At 40.4% G+C, this 18,371-nt stretch carries 14 protein-coding genes; 7 read left to right on the top strand and 7 right to left on the bottom strand.

Annotated features, from left to right (window positions below; translation table 11 throughout):
* The 6 genes from recJ to mazG all read left to right on the top strand — a co-directional run.
* On the top strand, window positions 1-1,437 hold a 1,437-nt coding region (gene recJ, locus HN459_02695), incomplete at its 5' end, for a single-stranded-DNA-specific exonuclease RecJ (protein ID MBT3478350.1).
* Between the two features lie 6 nt (window positions 1,438-1,443).
* A complete protein-coding gene (locus tag HN459_02690; protein MBT3478349.1) occupies window positions 1,444-2,436 on the top strand; it encodes a ketoacyl-ACP synthase III in 993 nt (330 codons plus the stop codon).
* Window positions 2,437-2,495: 59 nt separating this feature from the next.
* Entirely contained in the window at window positions 2,496-3,653 is a 1,158-nt protein-coding gene (locus HN459_02685) for an acyl-CoA dehydrogenase (protein ID MBT3478348.1), read from the top strand.
* Complete coding sequence (locus HN459_02680) at window positions 3,653-5,998, top strand: HDIG domain-containing protein (protein MBT3478347.1); 2,346 nt, start codon at window positions 3,653-3,655, stop codon at window positions 5,996-5,998. Before HN459_02685 ends, HN459_02680 begins: the two co-directional genes overlap by 1 nt.
* Complete coding sequence (ybeY, locus tag HN459_02675; GenBank protein MBT3478346.1) at window positions 5,995-6,435, top strand: rRNA maturation RNase YbeY; 441 nt, start codon at window positions 5,995-5,997, stop codon at window positions 6,433-6,435. Before HN459_02680 ends, ybeY begins: the two co-directional genes overlap by 4 nt.
* The gene (gene mazG / locus HN459_02670) at window positions 6,428-7,204 is read left to right on the top strand and encodes a nucleoside triphosphate pyrophosphohydrolase (protein ID MBT3478345.1); all 777 of its coding nucleotides are present in this window, start codon (window positions 6,428-6,430) and stop codon (window positions 7,202-7,204) included. Before ybeY ends, mazG begins: the two co-directional genes overlap by 8 nt.
* Before the next feature lie 58 nt (window positions 7,205-7,262).
* Here mazG and HN459_02665 read toward each other — a convergent pair whose 3' ends face one another.
* The 5 genes from HN459_02665 to HN459_02645 form a co-directional block, all read right to left on the bottom strand.
* Entirely contained in the window at window positions 7,263-7,682 is a 420-nt protein-coding gene (locus HN459_02665; GenBank protein MBT3478344.1) for a YjbQ family protein, read from the bottom strand.
* Between the two features lie 91 nt (window positions 7,683-7,773).
* Window positions 7,774-9,027: an asparagine synthetase B gene (locus tag HN459_02660; protein MBT3478343.1), complete on the bottom strand. Its 1,254-nt coding sequence runs from the start codon at window positions 9,025-9,027 to the stop codon at window positions 7,774-7,776.
* Entirely contained in the window at window positions 9,028-10,911 is a 1,884-nt protein-coding gene (locus HN459_02655) for a hypothetical protein (GenBank protein MBT3478342.1), read from the bottom strand. It abuts the gene before it with no gap.
* Complete coding sequence (locus HN459_02650; protein ID MBT3478341.1) at window positions 10,908-14,348, bottom strand: hypothetical protein; 3,441 nt, start codon at window positions 14,346-14,348, stop codon at window positions 10,908-10,910. Before HN459_02650 ends, HN459_02655 begins: the two co-directional genes overlap by 4 nt.
* Window positions 14,345-15,004 (bottom strand): DUF4159 domain-containing protein, encoded by a 660-nt coding sequence (locus HN459_02645; GenBank protein ID MBT3478340.1) that lies wholly within the window; start codon window positions 15,002-15,004, stop codon window positions 14,345-14,347. Before HN459_02645 ends, HN459_02650 begins: the two co-directional genes overlap by 4 nt.
* A 145-nt stretch (window positions 15,005-15,149) precedes the next feature.
* Between HN459_02645 and HN459_02640 the strand changes: the two genes are divergently transcribed.
* Window positions 15,150-16,961 (top strand): hypothetical protein, encoded by a 1,812-nt coding sequence (locus HN459_02640; protein ID MBT3478339.1) that lies wholly within the window; start codon window positions 15,150-15,152, stop codon window positions 16,959-16,961.
* A gap of 5 nt (window positions 16,962-16,966) precedes the next feature.
* On the opposite strand, the gene HN459_02635 is transcribed toward HN459_02640, so the two are convergent.
* Window positions 16,967-18,088, bottom strand: a complete 1,122-nt coding sequence (locus tag HN459_02635) for an AI-2E family transporter (protein ID MBT3478338.1) — start codon at window positions 18,086-18,088, stop codon at window positions 16,967-16,969.
* A 6-nt stretch (window positions 18,089-18,094) separates the two neighbouring features.
* Window positions 18,095-18,371 (bottom strand): cyclic nucleotide-binding domain-containing protein (locus tag HN459_02630; protein ID MBT3478337.1); only part of this gene is annotated, 277 nt, incomplete at its 5' end.

Genomic DNA, 18,371 nt, shown 5'->3' with positions numbered 1-18,371 from the left:
GCATCATTATTATATCTTGGATTAAAAGATCTTAACGCAAAAGTTGAGTTCTATATTCCCGATAGAGAAAAGGAAGGTTACGGATTATCCGCTGGTGGAATTGATTATGCCAAATCAATTGGGGCGGATTTGCTCATTACCTGCGATTGCGGTATTAATGCTTTCAACCCTGTGAATTATGCAAATGATTTGGGAATTGGTGTTATTATTACCGATCACCACATTCCTGACGAAAAACTTCCTAATGCATACGCAGTACTTAATCCAAAGCAAAAAGGCTGTGCATACCCCTTTAAAGGGCTGTGCGGGTGCGGCGTAGCCTTTAAGCTCATATCAGCTTTGTCGGAGAAGTGCGGTGCCGATTCAAATGTGGGACTAAAACACCTCGATCTTGTTGCGTTAGCCACATCGGCTGATATGGTTCCAATTCTAGATGAAAACAGGGTATTGGTCCATAATGGCCTTGAAACATTAGAACAGGCTGAAAAACCTGGAATATATCAACTTCTTGTCCAAACAGGATTGGTTGGGGAATCGTTAAATGTAGGGAAGTTAGTTTTCGGTTTGGCGCCCAAGATTAATGCTGCCGGCAGGATGGGTGATGCCAATCGCACTGTAGAATTACTCACAACTTCAGATAAAGCAAGGGCTGAGGAATTGGCATCCATTTTAATCCGAGAAAATAAGCGTCGCCAGCTAATCCAGGAAGATGTGGTGAATGATGCTATTCGCATGGTTCATGCACAGGTCGATTTAGCGCAGGATAAAGTTGTCATCATAGGATCAAAGGGTTGGCATCCCGGCGTAATCGGTATCGTGGCATCCCGGATCAAGGATGAATTCTCACGGCCTGCTATTATCATTTCATTTGATGAAGACGGAATTGGGAAGGGGTCAGCTCGGAGTATTCCTCAACTTGATTTGTATGAAGCCCTATCCCATGCGAGCAAATTTCTCGAGGGATTTGGGGGGCATCCTATGGCAGCAGGTATGACTATTCGTGAAGATAAATTTGAAAATTTTAAATCAATTTTTTTAAGAAATGTGAATAAAATTCTCGCAGAAGAAGATTTAATTCCTCGTATTAGTATTGATGGTGAAATGGCCCTTACGGATATCAATTCGCGTTTTATGCGATTTTTGGAAAAACTGGGTCCCTTTGGTCCTGGTAATATGCGCCCCAAGTTTGCCAGCCGAAATTTGTCGATTTCAGGCCAACCTCGCCTAATTGGGAATGGTGAACATGTTCGTTTCACCGTCAGTCAAAATGGTAGGAATTATCCTGCAATTGGGTTCAAATTATCTTCTCATTATGAGGATTTGATTCGTGGTGTTCCCATCGATCTTGCCTACGTGGTGGAGGTAAATGAATGGCAGGGAAAATCCATGATACAACTCAATGTTCGCGATATACAAATTCCAAATAAACCCAATTAATACCTAATGCACCGAACTAAAATAATCGGTATGGGATTTCACGTCCCCGACCGCATTCTAAAAAATAATGATTTGAAGCAATGGATGGATACCTCCGATGAATGGATCCAGGAACGTTCAGGAATTAAAGAACGTCATTGGGTCAGTGAAGAAGAGGCCGCTTCAGATTTAGCATTGGCCGCTTCAAAGAAAGCTATGGATATGGCCGACATAGAGGCCCATGAAATAGACCTCATTATTGTGGCCACAATTTCATCAGATTATTATTTTCCCGGCGTCGCCAATCAACTTCAGGCAGCCTTAGGATTACGGACGGTAGGAACTTTTGATTTAAAAGCTGCTTGTTCAGGATTTGTCTACGGCCTTTCAGTCGCTGATCAATTTATTCGAACCGGCCAGCATAAAACCATTTTAGTCGTGGGTGCAGAAGCGCAATCTAAATTTATAGACCTTTCTACTCGCGGCAGGGATATGGGTGTTCTGTTTGGTGACGGTAGTGGCGCGGCAGTACTCCAGAGGAGTAATAATGAAAGTGGAATTTTATCTACCCATATTCACAGCGAAGGCGCTAATATGAATAATTTGTGGATGGAAGGCCCTGGAACGAGAGGAAATAATTGGGTAAACCAAGAATCGATTGATAGTGGTGTTTGCCGTCCACATATGAATGGTCGAGAAGTATTTAAAAATGCAGTGCGCCGTTTCCCGGAAGTGATAAACGAAGCATTGGATGAGAATAATCTTTCGTTGAATGACATAAAATTAATCATTCCTCATCAAGCAAATTTTAGAATTAGTCAAGCTGTTGCCAAAAGATTGGGCGTTGGGATGGAAAAGATTTTCAGTAATATACATAAATATGGAAATACAACTGCCGCTTCCATACCAATTGCATTAACAGAAGCTTTGGCAGAAGGTAAAATCAAAAGAGGTGACAATATAATATTGGCCGCTTTTGGTGCTGGATATACTTGGGCTTCAGCCGCCATTCGGTGGTAAAATACTCATTATAATCCAACTTTTTAGGAATTTAATTTCAAACGATAAATAAGAGAAAAATGGACAAATTATTTTTTTCAGATGAACATACAATGTTGGTAGAAATGGTACGTGATTTCGCCAATAATGAAATCACCCCAATCGCTGCCGATTTGGATGAAAAAGAAATATTTCCACGAAACTTGGTCAATCAAATGGCTGAATTGGGCCTCATGGGAATTCCCATCCCGGAGGAATTGGGCGGTGGCGGAATGGACACGGTAGCCTATGCAGCCGCTGTGATGGAATTGGCAAGAGCCGACGCTTCTGTGGCCATTACAATGGCGGCCCATACATCCTTGGGCACAACACCAATCGTAATTGCGGGGAATGAGGAACAGAGAAAAAAATATGTCCCTGCTTTAGCCTCCGGAGAAATGATCGGAGCTTTTGGCCTTACAGAACCGGGAGCGGGGAGTGATGCAGGAGCCACCAAAACAACTGCTGTAAAAAAAGGTAATGATTATGTAATCAACGGTGGGAAGATATTTATTACCAATGCCGGTGAAGCTGGTCTCATCAACATTACTTCTCGAATAATTGAAAATGGAGAAGATTTAGGAATCGGCGCTTTTATTGTTCCAACCGATACGCCGGGATTTAAACTGGGCCCCAAAGAAAAGAAAATGGGATGGCGTGCCAGCGACACACGGCAATTATTTTTTGAAGATATGGTTATCCCTGCCGAAAATATGTTGGGAACACCGGGGAAAGGATTTAAAACATTCCTGAAAACGTTAACCGGAGGAAGGATTTCCGTAGCGGCCCTTTCTGTAGGGACTGCTTTGGGAGCATATGAGCGAGCCTTAAAATATTCCACTGAACGAAAAGCGTTTGGGAAAGAGATTCATGAATTCCAAGCTGTGGGGAATAAATTGGCTGATATGGCTACCGAGATCGAAGCGGCAAAATTGCTAACATTCCATGCGGCGTGGATGAAGGATCAAGGAAAAAATATTATTAAAGAAGGTGCTATGGCCAAACTGTTTGCCAGTGAAACTGCCATGAAAACAACAACGGAAGCGATCCAAATTCTTGGAGGATATGGCTATGTTAAAGAATATGATGTTGAGCGCTATTTCCGTGATGCGAAAATACTTGAAATTGGCGAAGGCACCAGTGAAATTCAACGCCTGATTATTGCAAAAAATATTGTTAATTCTGTCAAAGGATTTTAATGGTCCGCATTCCCAATAAGCCATCCATTTACCAGAAATTTTCTGATATTCTAAATCATTATTGGCGGCAAATATCCATCTTAATGGCAGTTATTGCTGTTCTATCATTCTTCTTTCCCCAGGGAAAGGCACTTCTCTATTCTTATCAACTGAATGATGTGGCGCGGGAAGAAGTTGTAGCGCCTTTTAATTATCCTATTTTAAAAACAGACCAAGAATTGCAATCTGATTTGGATGAAGCTATAAAGTCAGAACCTTTTTTATTTTCCCGTTCACAAGATATTGTGGATGGGCAAGTGGCATCTATCCATAAATATTTTAGTTTGGTCAATGCACTCCAGTTGGGAAATAAAAAATTATCTGCTTCAAAAGATACACTTTATCGGAACCGCTTTTCAGATCAATATGATGCGGCCCGTGTTACAGTTCAATCAGACAGTGCCGCTTTAGCTGTTTTAATGGTGCAAATTCAAAGTGAATTTGCCTTTGCTTCAGATGATGAAAATTGGATCAATATTTTCACTTTGGACCCGTCGGACCCTTTAATGATTGATTTGGAAAAACTGCAAAATGATATGATCCAGATTTCCCGCAACCGTTGGGCCGAAGGGATTTATGATATTGAACTGGCTGAGATTATCAGCAATAAAGTGGCTGTAAATATCGGAAATGATGAAGCACCGGAATTGCAAAATCCCACCACTTATAATGACCTGCAAAATGCATGGACAAAAGCGCGAGTAGAAGTGACCAATCAATATCCTGATGAAGCAGATATTCGCCGTGATATGGGTTACTCCCTCGTAGTTGAGTTTATGAAACCAAATTTGGTTTATGACCGAGAGACCACGGAAAGAAGACAACAAGCACGGCAGGATCGAATTCCTCGAAATAAGGGAATTATCCTGAAGAATGAACGGATTGTGGATGCCAATACACGAGTCACAGCTGATGATCTACAGAAGCTCCACTCTTTGTCAGTGTCCGTTGACAAAAAAGCAAGAGAAGAGCGAGGGCTCGATATTGCTTTAGCATATTTAGGTCGAATCCTAGTTATCGGAATTATCATTTCATTCTTCTTTACTTTTCTCCTTACTTACCGCACACCCATTTTTGAAGATTGGCGAATGGTCCTTTTGCTCGGTCTCATCTTTACTATCGAAGTTGGCCTTGCTTATTTGTTTACCCAAAAGTTAGAATTATCTGAATACCTAATTCCCATCACCGTGGCCGCGATGGTTCTTACTATCATGTTTGATGCGCGGATTGGTTTTATGGGCATTACCTCCATAATCTTATTGGTGAGCATTCTCATCGGGAATAATGTGGAATTCATGGTAACATCGATGTTCACTTCTTCGGTTGGCATCTATGCAGTTCGGCAACTTCGGCGGCGGAGCCAATTATTCACCGCCATTTTTGCTTTGGTAGCCAGTAGCGCTCTTGCCATTCTTGCACAGGGATTATTCAAAGGCCATTCTTGGCCCGTTATGGGTTACGATATGATGAACTTAACCGTGGTGGCAGTCCTGAGCCCCATCGTGACTTATGGGTTGATCGGTTTGCTGGAAGTATCATTCAGTATTACGACTAATTTAACTTTGATAGAATTACTGGACTTTCAGCATCCACTTTTAAAACGCCTACAGCAAGAAGCAAACGGTACTTTTAATCACAGTATTGTTGTGGGAAATTTGGCCGAAGCGTGTGCTGATGCCATTGGCGCTAATTCTCTTTTATGCCGTGTTGGAGCATACTATCATGATTTGGGTAAAATGATTCGGCCTGAATATTTTATTGAGAACCAATATGCCGGTGAAAATAAACACGATACACTTACGCCTGTCATGAGTGCCAAGATTATTAAAAACCATGTGACAGAAGGGTTGAATCTTGCTAAAGAATATAGATTACCCAGAATCGTGAGTGATTTTATTCCCATGCACCATGGCACAACAAGGGTGGAATATTTTTACCGAATGGCGCTGGAAGCAGCAGGTAAAAGCAAAATTAATGAAAAACAATTTCAATATCCCGGACCGAAACCGAACACCAGAGAAACAGGTATTCTCATGATATGTGAAGCTGTGGAAGCGGCCGTCCGTTCTATCAAAGAACCGGATATTTTAAAAATTGAAGATATGATTGATAAAATTATCAACTTACGGGTGTCTGCCGGCCAACTTTCTGAATGTCCTTTAACCTTGGATGAGTTAACCCGCATCAAAGGAAAAATTGACGGCACCACGGGGTTGTTGCCTGTCCTTCGAGGTATTTACCATATTCGGATTGAGTATCCCGATGATAAAAAAGATGATAATCCCGGCGAGGTTGCTCGGGCGTGATATCTATAAAGGTTGATTCAGATCCCGCTTTGGAGGGGCCCCTGGAATCGGCTGTTATTTCAATTATAAATTCTGTATTCGAAATAGAAGGAATTCTAAATTCAGAATTGTCACTTATTTTTGGGTCCGATGATTTACTCAGTAATTTGAAAAAAGAATTTTTCCAAAAAGATCAATTCACCGATGTTATAGCCTTTCGCCTGAATAACTATAGAGAAAAAGAGGTTGAAGGTGAAATTTATATTAGCCTTCCTCGGGCGAAAGAGAATGCGGGAAAATTTAATGAACCATTTAAAAAAGAATTAGGCCGATTGATTATCCATGGCGGATTGCATCTATTGGGTTATGAAGATGAGTCCGAGGATAATAAAAAGATCATGACAGAAAAAGAAAATCACTATTTAGAAAAAGTCAATTGGGATGCGCTTTATGGGTGATATGGGAAAAAGGTTCGAGGAATTGGTGCGAATTGTTGAACGGCTTCGTGCCTCCGATGGCTGTCCTTGGGATAGAGAACAAACCAATGAATCTTTACTGCCCTATTTTATAGAAGAGGCCTACGAGGTTATCGAAAGTGTGGATGAAAAAAACTGGGAAAATCTAAAAGAAGAGTTAGGCGATATTCTCCTCCACGTGGTTTTTCAAGCATCCATCGCTGAGGATGATGGCAAATTCAAACTGGATGAATCTCTGAAAATAGTGAATGAAAAACTGGTGAATCGCCATCCCCATGTTTTTGGCGATGCTCAAGCTGATGCGGCCTTTCATGCCAAACAAAATTGGGAAGCAGCCAAGCATAAAGAAAAAGGACGTAAATCCCGTTTGGATGGGGTGCCCAATAATTTACCCGCTTTAGTCCGGGCCCAACGTCTTCAGCAAAAAGCCAGTTATGCCGGTTTCGATTGGGATAAAGTGGAACAAGTATGGGATAAGATTCATGAAGAAATTTTGGAATTAAAGGAGGCCCAAGATAATAGTGGTAAAGACCATATTGCTGAAGAAATTGGTGACGTAATCTTTTCAATTGTAAACCTGGCGCGCTTTTTGGATATCCCCGCAGAAGATGCTTTAAGAAAAACGAATAAAAAATTTATCCGCCGATTCAAAAATGTAGAAGAAGGCATCAAAGCCCAAGGTAAGGAATTGGACGAAGCAACTTTAGAAGAAATGGATGCTATTTGGAATGAGGCGAAAAAGAAAGAATAGTCTCTTTTCAGGATTGCAACGATGAGCATAACGAATTATTCCACTTTTCATTCAATCTTTACTCCCCCTGAATCGTCACCACCAATTTTCGGTTTCCCCCACGGTTTCTGTGCTCACATAAATATATCCCCTGCCAAGTACCCAAATTCAGTTTTCCATTGGTGATGGGGATGTTCACTGATGAACCCAAAATTGATGATTTCAAATGGGCTGGCATATCGTCGGGACCCTCGAATGTATGGTCATAATAGGGCGCATTCTCCGGAACCATTTGATTAAAGTGGGATTCAAAGTCCTTCCGAACCGTTGGGTCAGCATCCTCATTGATTGTCAGTGAAGCGGAAGTATGTTTAATGAAGACCTGCATGGTACCGATTACGATATTTTGAATTTCAGAAACTGCATTTAACACTTCATCCGTAATAAGATGAAATCCTCTCGGTCTTGGGTCTAATGATATTTCTTTTTGAATAAACATATTTATTTTGCAGTGAAGAACGCTAAGGGGCGCTAAAGCTTAAAACTATCCTTAGCGAATGTTAGTGACCTTAGTGGCAGTAAATATTTCATCACGTTTTTCGTTCCTTTTTGCGCGCCGCTGGGAAAAGAACATTATTAAGGATTAGGCGATATCCCGGTGAATTTCGATGGAGTTTTAGATCCGTTTGTGGATCGCCAACAAAATGTTGGTAATCTTCCGGGTCATGGCCACCCAAAAAAGTAAACGTCCCTTGCCCTTGGTTTCCGTGAAGATATTTTACTTGGGGTGTCGTAGCATCCTCGCCCATAATTAACACATGCTTTTTAATTTTTTCTCTGTGATATCCTGTTGTTTGTCCCATAAATCCTTTCACCACAGATACATGGTTTTGCGTCAGCATTGTAGGCACTGGATCATATTTGGCCGAAAATTCGAATAGTGTAAAGTAATCCGCTTCGGCACCGCGGACGATTGGATTATCACTGGGCGGATAATCAATATCAGAATATTCATAAACCATGGGATCGGTAATAATCTTAAAATTATCAAATGCCATGGCATTTGTATAATCCATTTTTTCTTGGGGATTTTTATCGATTGGAGTACCATCAAAAACAGAATGTGCTATATCTACTTTTAGGGCAGCCAGAGCAATATCAAATGAATCAGTAGCAGAACACATGGCAAAAAGGAAACCACCATTTGACACATAATTTTTGAGCATCTGGGTGAGTGCTTTCTTTTGGGCATGGACCGAGTTAAATCCCAGCCGTTGAGCCACTGCTTCAAATTGCTGTTGCTGTTCTATATACCATGTCGCCGTATGGTAATTCCGATAAAATTTCCCGTACTGACCTGTGAAATCCTCATGGTGTAAATGGAGCCAATCATATTGCCCCAATGCGCCGTTGAATATTTCCTCGTCCCAAATAGTTTCGTATGGAATTTCAGCATAAGTAAGGGCCAAGGTAACCGCATCATCCCACGGCTGTTTATTGGGTGGTGAATAAATGGCAATTTTAGGTGCTTTTTCTAAAAGAGCAATATCCATATTATTCACTTCAACTTCGTTGTAAATGGCCAATGTTTGCTCGACACCAATAATTTCGTAAGAAATGCCACGGACAAGACATTCTTGTACAATATCAGGATAGCTATCCGTCATGAAGGAGCCACCGCGATAATTTAAAATCCACTCTACATTTATGTTCTCTCCCAAAATCCAAAAAGCGGTGCCATAAGCTTTCAAATGGTCTTTTTGGGATTGGTCCATGGGGATGAGAATTTTTTGGCTCAAACCAAATTGAATTAGTAAAAGAAGAAGTGGTAAAAAACGTTTCAATTAACTCTCCTGTGGTTTTGATAATTTTCGAATATGGAGGCGCACCGGCTCAACCAAAAGAGACGATTTGCATTCGGACAAAATGCGATGATAGTAGATCAATGCCTTTTCAGGATTTCCCAAAAATAGCTCCTCAATCTCACCTGCCAAGGCTAAACCCTGATCTTTAAGTGGCGATTCTTCAATGGACAAAGCTGCCGAAAGAGCAGCCTCTGGCTGGTCAAATTCCAGCAGTAAAAGTGCCATCCTTAAAGTGGAAAGTGGTGTAATTAATGCATCAGGATAATTCTGTTTAATTAATCTTATTGCTTCCAAAGCTTCGGGAATTTTGTACTGGCGAATCAATGCTTCAGCTTGGAAAAAAGATTCAAAAGCACTTCGATCATTCCGAGTACCATCCAGATAATAATTAACAAGCAAATCGTGCATTTCCATTAAATCATTAAAATAGTGGTGGTTTGGTTCAAGGACCAATGTAACTGAATCCAAGAAGGCCAAGGGCAGTTCAATTTCTTGGTTGTACAATAAACTATTAAGATATCGGATGGTATATTCATCAAACTTTCCTCTACCAATTCTTATCCTTGAATCTGGTTTAAAATAGTTGATTGCTTTAGGGTATTGCCCACTAGCTAAGAAAAGGTCGCCCATGCGAATCCTGATTATATTTTCTAAGTTAGGATTTGGGCGATTTTGAAGCGCCGCTTCATAAGATATTTTTGCACCATTTATATCCCGCATCATTCTGGATTGGATTTCTCCCAAACGAAAATGAACAGTGGCGGTGGTGTTCGATGGCGGGAGCAAAGCCAAAATAGATTGATAATGTTCAATAGTATTGGCCAATGGATCATCCGCAATATTTGGTCCTTTTACGAATTGGTCATTGAAAAATTCATTATCAGGAAACCAGTTGACGAATTTTAGCTCTATTTGATTTTGGATAATTTGTTCTTCATAGGCCTGTCCCAACCCTAATAGCGCTTTCCCAACAGTAGTAGGATTTGTCTCTGTCATATTTTGCAAGAGGAAATGATAGGCCTTAACAGATAAATCGAATTGTTTTTCTTTGCGCAAATTTTCAGAAAAATTCATCCACCGCTTTGTATCACTAGGTTTGTTTGCACCAATTAGCCTGTGTTGATTTAGTGCATTTTCAAATTGGCCAGTCTTGTAATAAAACCCCGCCAGGATTAAGCGCACATCCGGGTTGAATTCAGTGACTGAATTGAGTGTGGAATCAATGAGTCCATAGTTGGTGGTATCATCGCTCATTAAAAGGATTCGATCTGTTGCATATATTAAATATTGGTTTTGATGTTGGATAAGTGTCAAATATTCTCTTAAGGATCGATCATAAGTTTGGCGAGATTGGTAATAGTTGGCCAAGTCGATTGCAAAAAAGTGAGGCTCAGCAAATCGCTCCCGCGCTTCATGGGTCAAAGCTTCCATGGCTTCTACCTGTCCAAAGCGAACATAAGTATGAAATAATAGGCGATAGGTGGTTTGATTGGTTAGTTTGGTTTTTCTAAAATTATTCCAGATGTCCAAGGCTTTTTCTTGGTTCTGGTTACGGAAATAAAATTCACCGAGGTAGAGTTCAGACTGAAGATCTTCAGGATGGGAATTTAGCCAGTTTTCTACAATTGGTATTGCCGCTTCTCCATTGCCCGTTCGGGTATAAATATTTCTTAATTGTAAGTAAGCCCGCTGATGGTTTGGGTCACCTTTCAGGATATTTAGATAAATTATTGTGGCGTCACCTACATTGCCAGATCGTTCCATGGCCATAGCTTGAATAAAAGCACCTTCTTCTTCTGGAAGTACTTCAACGGGCTGGGCAATCAATTGACCAATGAACAGAAAGTACAATATTCGTTTCAAGGATTGATTCCTTCAATTGTAGGGGCTGAACTAGTATCAGGAATAATGACTGATTCAGCTTCACTCAGTGCATTAAAATACCTGCGAATCATTTTTTGATAGTCCCGGGAATAACCGGACTTGAGGGCATGATTCATAGCATTCATTATAAGTGATTGTCTTTGGCCCAAATCTTGAGGCAATCCTGATGGACCCGTGAATAATGTTTGGTCACCAATTTTGGATTTTCGTTCTTCTTCAAATCCACGTTGGGTCATAGATTTTTGGCTATCGAGCATTCGGGATAATATACGCTGTTGGCGGTCCGACGTTTGCCGTGTGAATTGTTTACGCTGTAAGTCTTTAATCACTTCATCCATTTCATTTGCAATTCCGGAAAGATCGCCCAATCCTTGGTCGCCTGCCTGTTCCATTTCATCCATCATTTGACTGAGTGATTTTCGAATGCCCTGTTGTTGGGCCAACATTTGCTGCATCATGGATTGTTGCATAGAAGCAGCCATTTGCCCCAGAGCCAACTGCATCCCTTGTTTGTTTGCACCCTGTTGGCGTCCCGCCATTTCTTCCATCTGCTTTAAAAATTCTTCATATCCGCTGGCAGAACCGCTTTCCTGCATTTGTTTTACCGTTTGGATAATTGCTTTGGCGCCTTCGTTCAAAGATAGCATGGCCTGTTCCTGATTACCCATTGAGCCATTGCCGTCTCGATCCGCCAATTTTCCTTTTGATGCTTTCATTTGTGCAAAGGCTGATCCCATCTTTCGGCCCATTTCTGGCGAAACCATAAAGGTTTCTCGGGATAGATCCATCGTATTCTTCATTGTTTGGGCCAGCTGATCCTGAAGCATTTGCTGCTCCCCGGCCAGATTCCCAAGACGAGGGGAGTTTCGTGGTATTGCCTGTGTTTCTGTTCTAAGGGATTCCTGGCCTTTAGATAGTGTAAGCACATCACGCAAAATAGACCTGAATTTTCGCGCCATATCCCTTGTAGTCTCTTGTTGAAAATCAGCTAAAATATCGTCCATAGCGCCCTCCATCGATTCCAAGGACTGAAGTCCCGCATAACTTTCGTCCATAGCGCGGTAAGGATCTTGATTGTCCAGATTTTTCATTGTTTCATTTAAATGCTCAGCTGATGATTTGGCTGTTTCTGAATTCGCCAGATCTTCCAGTTTTTGTGCTGTTCTCCGGCTGAATTCTTTTACATCATTTGCCGCAGAATCCATGGCATCGAGAATATTATCCAATTCTTTTTGGCTCATTGTTTCTTCAATGCCCAAACGTTTGAAAACGGATGGATCGGTTTGGGGGGTCGTCCGGCGAATTTGTTTATCAATATTGTCTTGATTCTCCACCAATTGCTGGATGCGTTTTCTCAATTCATCCACTTGTTGTTCTGCCTTCACTCTTTTGAAAATATCCAGGAATCGATCGAGTTCTTGCTCTACTTGCGAAAGGTTATTAGAAATATTCTCAAGTGCACTTAAAAGATCTTTGCTGTCGAGTTTTTCTAATGCTTCACTCATCCAGTCCATATTTTTCAGCATTTCCGGTGGGAATATTTCTTCAATCAACTTTTGCAGATCTTTGAATTTTTCCATGAGATCATCAGAAAAAAGGTTATGTTTTTCACCGGAATTATTTAATGCTTCCAACTGTTCAGCTAATTCCTCAAAATCGGATAATTTGTTTTTCACAGCTTCCATGGTTTCTTTCAGAGCCTGCTGATCTTTCCACTCGGGCTTGTCCGTTTTTAGCAAATTTAGTTCTGCTTTTTTCAGTTGCTTTTGCAATTTTTGAATATCTTTTATTTCAATCTCAACAGCATCGGCAATTTCTTCCTCTTTTTCGTTAAAAGAAGTGAACAAATCGTTCAGGGATGGAACGCGCGCAATAAAAGTGCCGGATATAGTTTTTTTGGGTCCAGAGATTTCATCATTATCATATAACTCAAAATGGTAGTGTACCTCATCTTCCGGCATGAGGCCCAACTGCCCCAATGCCCAATTTGTATGGACTTCCTGCTTGGGTTCATTCTGGTTTGATAAAGGAATGCTAAACATGGATATAAATGGTTCTACCTGGATATAGCTTGGGCGTTGGATTTCGTATGCCAACTGTAAATTGGAAAAGCCAAAATCATCTTCAATAGTTATCAAGATTGGAATGGATTGGTCTCCTCCCAGCTCTACTATTGGCGGCGGTTGTAGAATTGTCATTTCAGGTGAAATATCGGCAAGCATCTGGATTTTAAAGGGAATCGGATTGCGATTGGTAACACCGCGTACATCGGTTAAATGGATAGAGAATTCTCCATCTTGTTTAACGATAAAATTATAATTTGCGTTTTTCTTTTTAACATTCATCTTATTCGATTCACCATTCATGACCAATTTTGCTTTAGCTAAATTCCGGTTTGATTTCAAATGAATAGAAATCTTTGATCCCTTTAAGGCTTGAATCTCTGCTTGATTGGCTTTTTGGATTTGAGGCGCCAAACCGGTGTAGGAAGGGGGACTAATAGTTACTGTGAAATCTTTAATCGTGGGGCGGTCTGTGACGGAGATGGAATAGTTTTTAGAAGACACTTCATCCCATGGCTGCCAAAATTTTGTAGAAGGATAATATGCACGGTAACGGTAATTTTGGAATACTTCCTTTAATTCAACAGTGAATTCATTATTTTTATTTGAAGGAAATACTGTTTTAATTATTAGTGAATCGCGCCCCGGTTCGTAGGCGACTGGTTTGAATTCAACAAATAGTGAATCGGGAGATTCTCCCTTAGCGGAAAAAGTGATTGTAACATTTTCTCCACCCAAAACGTGCACATGGCGTGAAAGCCCTTTAAGCTTGAATGGCTTGGGTGGTATAAATTCTGTTTTGGGGTGGGTCCATCGATAAAGGGATGAGACAGAATACTTCCATGTTAGTGAAAGTGTCAATATGGTAATAATTAAACTGGCCAGTGTAATATTTTTCCAGCTATTAATTTTGTCCATGGGAAATAGATTAGAAAAATTTAATTGAGAAAGCTTTTCAGTTATTTGTTCAATAAATGCATCGCTTAATTCCGATGATGAAGATTCTTCTTTGAAAAGTTCAATTTGTAGCGCATTAATGAGTGTATCATCTTTTGGGAAAGCATATTTACCGGTTTTTTTAGCCAAGGTAGTCTTACGGTACCTATCAAATTTATCGTTCCAAATATTAATTATCGTAATGGTCAGCCATACAATGCCTATTGCTATAACTGTTAAAATGCTCATCCAAAAAGTGAAGCGCACAAAACTAGAAAAATAAAATACACTTTCTAAAATAAGTCCAACAATAAACAGAGCTATCGATAAATTATAAATTTTCCAGCCACTCATTTTTATGTCAGACTTTATTGCTGCCTGTCGAATTTGGGCCAAATATTGTGCGATGGAATTCATTGTGTCAGCGCAAACCAAACTATATTAACACCCATTTTAAGAGCTTCCCGGCGAATACTCTGAGGGTCATTATGAACTTCAATATCTTCCCATCCGTCACCCAAATCTGATTCATAGGAATAAAAGGCGATTAGTTGTTCTCCTTCAAATAAGCCCAATCCCTGTGGTGGCTTACCATCATGTTCATGAACCTTCGGTAGTCCATTGGGGAATTCATAAAAGGCATGATAAATATCATGGTTAAAAGGAATATTGACCCATTCTTTATCAGGGAAAACGCGTTTCATTTCTCTACGGAATGAAGCATCCATGCCATAATTGTCATCGGCGTGAAGGAAACCGCCTTTAAGCAAATAATCCCGGAGAATTCCCACTTCATCTTCAGAAAAACGAATATTTCCGTGCCCCGTTAAATAGAGGAACGAATGGCTGAATAACTCAGGATCAGTCAATTTTATCCGATATTCATTGGGCTCAACTATGATGGATGTATTTGTTGAAATAAATTCCAATAAGTTGGGCAAACTGCTGGGATCCCCATACCAATCACCGCCGCCGCCGTAATGAACGCGAGCTATGGAAAAGGCCTGCGCCGGCAACAATGTGGTGAACACCAATATTCTTAAAATAATATTTATGGATTTCAATTGAATCATGTTCAGTTTATTAATATCCTTTATGGGGATAGTTCCCCGATTAAATACAGTTGAGAAATTAACCCAAATCGTTTCAGGATTAACAGAATCTTTAGTTGATGCGCACCTTGCTATAAGTGTTGAATTTCACCTATTTTGAACGGCTATGATTCGAAAATCAATACCCATAATCCTAATTTTAGGGTCTTTCCTTTCGGCCGGTGAAACATCCGCAGTTCAGGATACATCCAAATCGCTTATCTTTCGCGTCTTTTCGCTAGATAAAGAAATGGCTGGTGATTATGAAAAAGGCTATATGTTGGATCGCATTTTCAGAAGACGCGAATTTCATAATCCTGTCAATTTTATTCCCATGGAAATGCGCTATGGTTTTGGATACAACACCGGGGGAGGATTCCTAGGATTGGGTAGCTTGAAAAATAATTGGATGTCCTATGAATCAGACGTGACAAAGTTTTCAGGTGGAAAATTTTCATCAAGGCTGGGCCATCAGTTGGATATGGATATTTTAAAAACAAATCTGGCTTATTATTGGTTTGGCAACAGTTGGCTCGATATGCACACTGGTATAAACCTGAGGTATTCTAAACTTTTTCTTTCTACAACAGTTCCCCTCGAATGGACTGTCTCTAATGCATCTTGGTCCGAAGGATTGAAATTTACTGGTGAAATGTATGAGATAGCTTGGAGCCAATCCCTTATGCTCCAGTGGTTCGAAAGCTGGTTTACAACATATCGCTATACCTACGGAGTAGCATTTTCGCAATTTTATGCGGGAGAGAATTCCCCCACGGGGTATGGTCCCTCCCAGTCTTTCACCATGGGGGCGAGGATGATCCTCGATCCGGGACTAGCTAATCGGTTTGCCGTTGGTTTTGATTTGAAATATTCTCACACGAATATTAAACATATTAAAGATTCCAAGGATGTGACACCCATCAGCAAGTTTAAGATCCAGACATTAGGAATCTATGCTACCGCGTCTGTTTTTTTTGGTGGGAGGAAAACAAAGGGTGATACGGGAAAAATGCAATATTACCGTAAGGATTATATTTCAGCCACAAGAATATTGAAGGAATTTGTGGATGAACACCCAACACATGCCAATATCCACAGGGCGAAGAAACTCATTGTTGAAAGTGAAAGAAAGATTCCCTACCAATTGATGCGGGAAGGTATGAGTTTTGATGAGCGTGGTATGACAGAACGAGCTGTTGAAAAATATATTCGTGCTAAATCGTTGTCAGATACTTTATTGTACGGTGTAATTGATGAACGACTGAGAGAGATTGCATTCCGAGAAGTGGAAAAAGCAGAAGCATGGTTGACCCAAGGTTATGGTGATTCAGCAATAGCCCATGTAAGTATGGTGGCCGGATGGTATCCGGAAATCAGACCTCATGTGAAAAGATTGAAAATCTCTTTTTTGATTTATCAAGGTGAACAATTATATAAAGTTGGGCTAAATGGCAGAGCACTTTCTTATTTTAATAAAGCACTTGAAATGGATCCCATTCTAATATCAGAAATAGCGGCATATAAATACCGCATAGCATCCGATCTGCTTACAATGGCAGATTCACTCAGGGATTTAAATTCACTTCGATTTGTGGTTTATGCCTTGGAAGAAACCAAGAATTTGACGGGCGGTCTCAGTAAAACAAATGGGCGCATCTTAGATGAACTAAAATTAAAATTATCTGCTTTGGATGATTTTAAAATAAGACAAAAAATCGACGAGATTCTAAATGCTGAAAAGAAAGAAAAAGAAGCGAGAATATCGATAGAACTTGGTATGACAATTTCCCAAGTGGAAGATATTATGGGGCGCCCATCCGAAGTGGTGGCTAACGGGTCAGAACAAAAAAACCAATTTTGGATATACCATTATGAAAATGGCACTAAGGTTTATTTAACTTTTACGGATTATAGATTGTATCGAATCGAAGAGGAATAGTCCCATCAAAGGAGGTGGGCATTTTTCCTGACAAAAGCAATCTCTGTTAAGACTACTTTTAATACGCCTGTAGCAGGTACGGCAAAAAGCATTCCAAGTGGACCTAAAATCGTACCGCCAATCAAAAGGGCAATCATAACGACTATAGGGTGTAGCCCGACACTTTTCCCCACTAGTGCTGGTGTAATCAAATTACCTTCGATTTGCTGAACAATTAAAAACATGAGTACAATATCCAAGAGATAAAATGGAGATGGTACTACCCCAAATAAGGTGTGAGCCATAGCCGTTTCACTACCGATATTATTCATAAAAGCGATCAAGATAGCTGGAATCATACCCACAAATGGCCCTACCAATGGAATAAGGTTAGCCAATCCTGCAATAATACCAATGAAAATGGTGAGCGTCAGATTGGCGCCAAACAAATTGAGAAGTAATAGTCCTGCAATAGACATGGCAGCTACACTTGCAGCCGATAGAAATTGTCCACGCAGATAACTGGATACTGACTTTTCAATATTATAAATTAATTTTATTCCCACTTCAAAATATTTATTTGGGATTGCATTAACTAGAGATTTTCTAAACCCATGATATTCGGCTAAAAGAATAATTGTAAAAATGAAAACCATCGTGGCAATGAACATAAAATTCCCGATTGCACCAGCCATAGATGCCAATGAACCCACAATAGTATTGATCAATTCGCTAAGTTTCCCTGCTGTCTCCCCATTTGAGGATTGCATATTTTGAAGAAAATCTGGCATGGCAGAAGTGAATTTTTCACCAAGCGTTTTGAATTCTTGTGTCAGTGTTTCTTTATCAATCCGACTTGAAAATTCAGCCGCCTGTTGAGACATTTGGGAAATAAAACTTCCTAGGAATGTGCCGATTCCTCCAAGGAGAATGATTACAACTGCTAGTACTGACAATGCACGATTGCCGATTTTTCGTTCCAAGGCATCCACGCTTGAAAGGAGTACGGTAGTGAATAGGAACGCAAATACAAGCATCAGAACCACATTAGAAATAAAAGGCCAAATGGTAGATAGAAACCAAATACCAATGAGTCCAATAATCACGCGGTATATGAGTTGAAAATAATTGGGCTGCTGACTTAACATTTTCTTTTAACTTTTTGTTTGCGCTTGAATGAGCAAATTATTAGTACCTCTTAACCGGTCGCCCAATACACCGCCCAGATTGAATAGGATCTTTTGCCCAAGAACTGGATTACGTTCTTGGAGCGTCATTAAATCTTGGGTAAAGAATCCCAATAGTTCGGTATCTATGGTGGCGATGGCGTTGGCCGATCGAGGCTCATCGTCGAATAAGGCAAGTTCGCCAAAGAAATCACCCACGCCTAATTCCGCTAAAATATTTTCATTACCGGCCCGGGTTCCAACG

The sequence above is a fragment of the Candidatus Neomarinimicrobiota bacterium genome (assembly GCA_018647265.1).
Taxonomy (GTDB): Bacteria; Fidelibacterota; Marinisomatia; order Marinisomatales; family TCS55; genus TCS55.
Note: the sequence above shows the minus strand (reverse complement) of the source record. Positions and strands in the feature narration are given on the sequence as shown.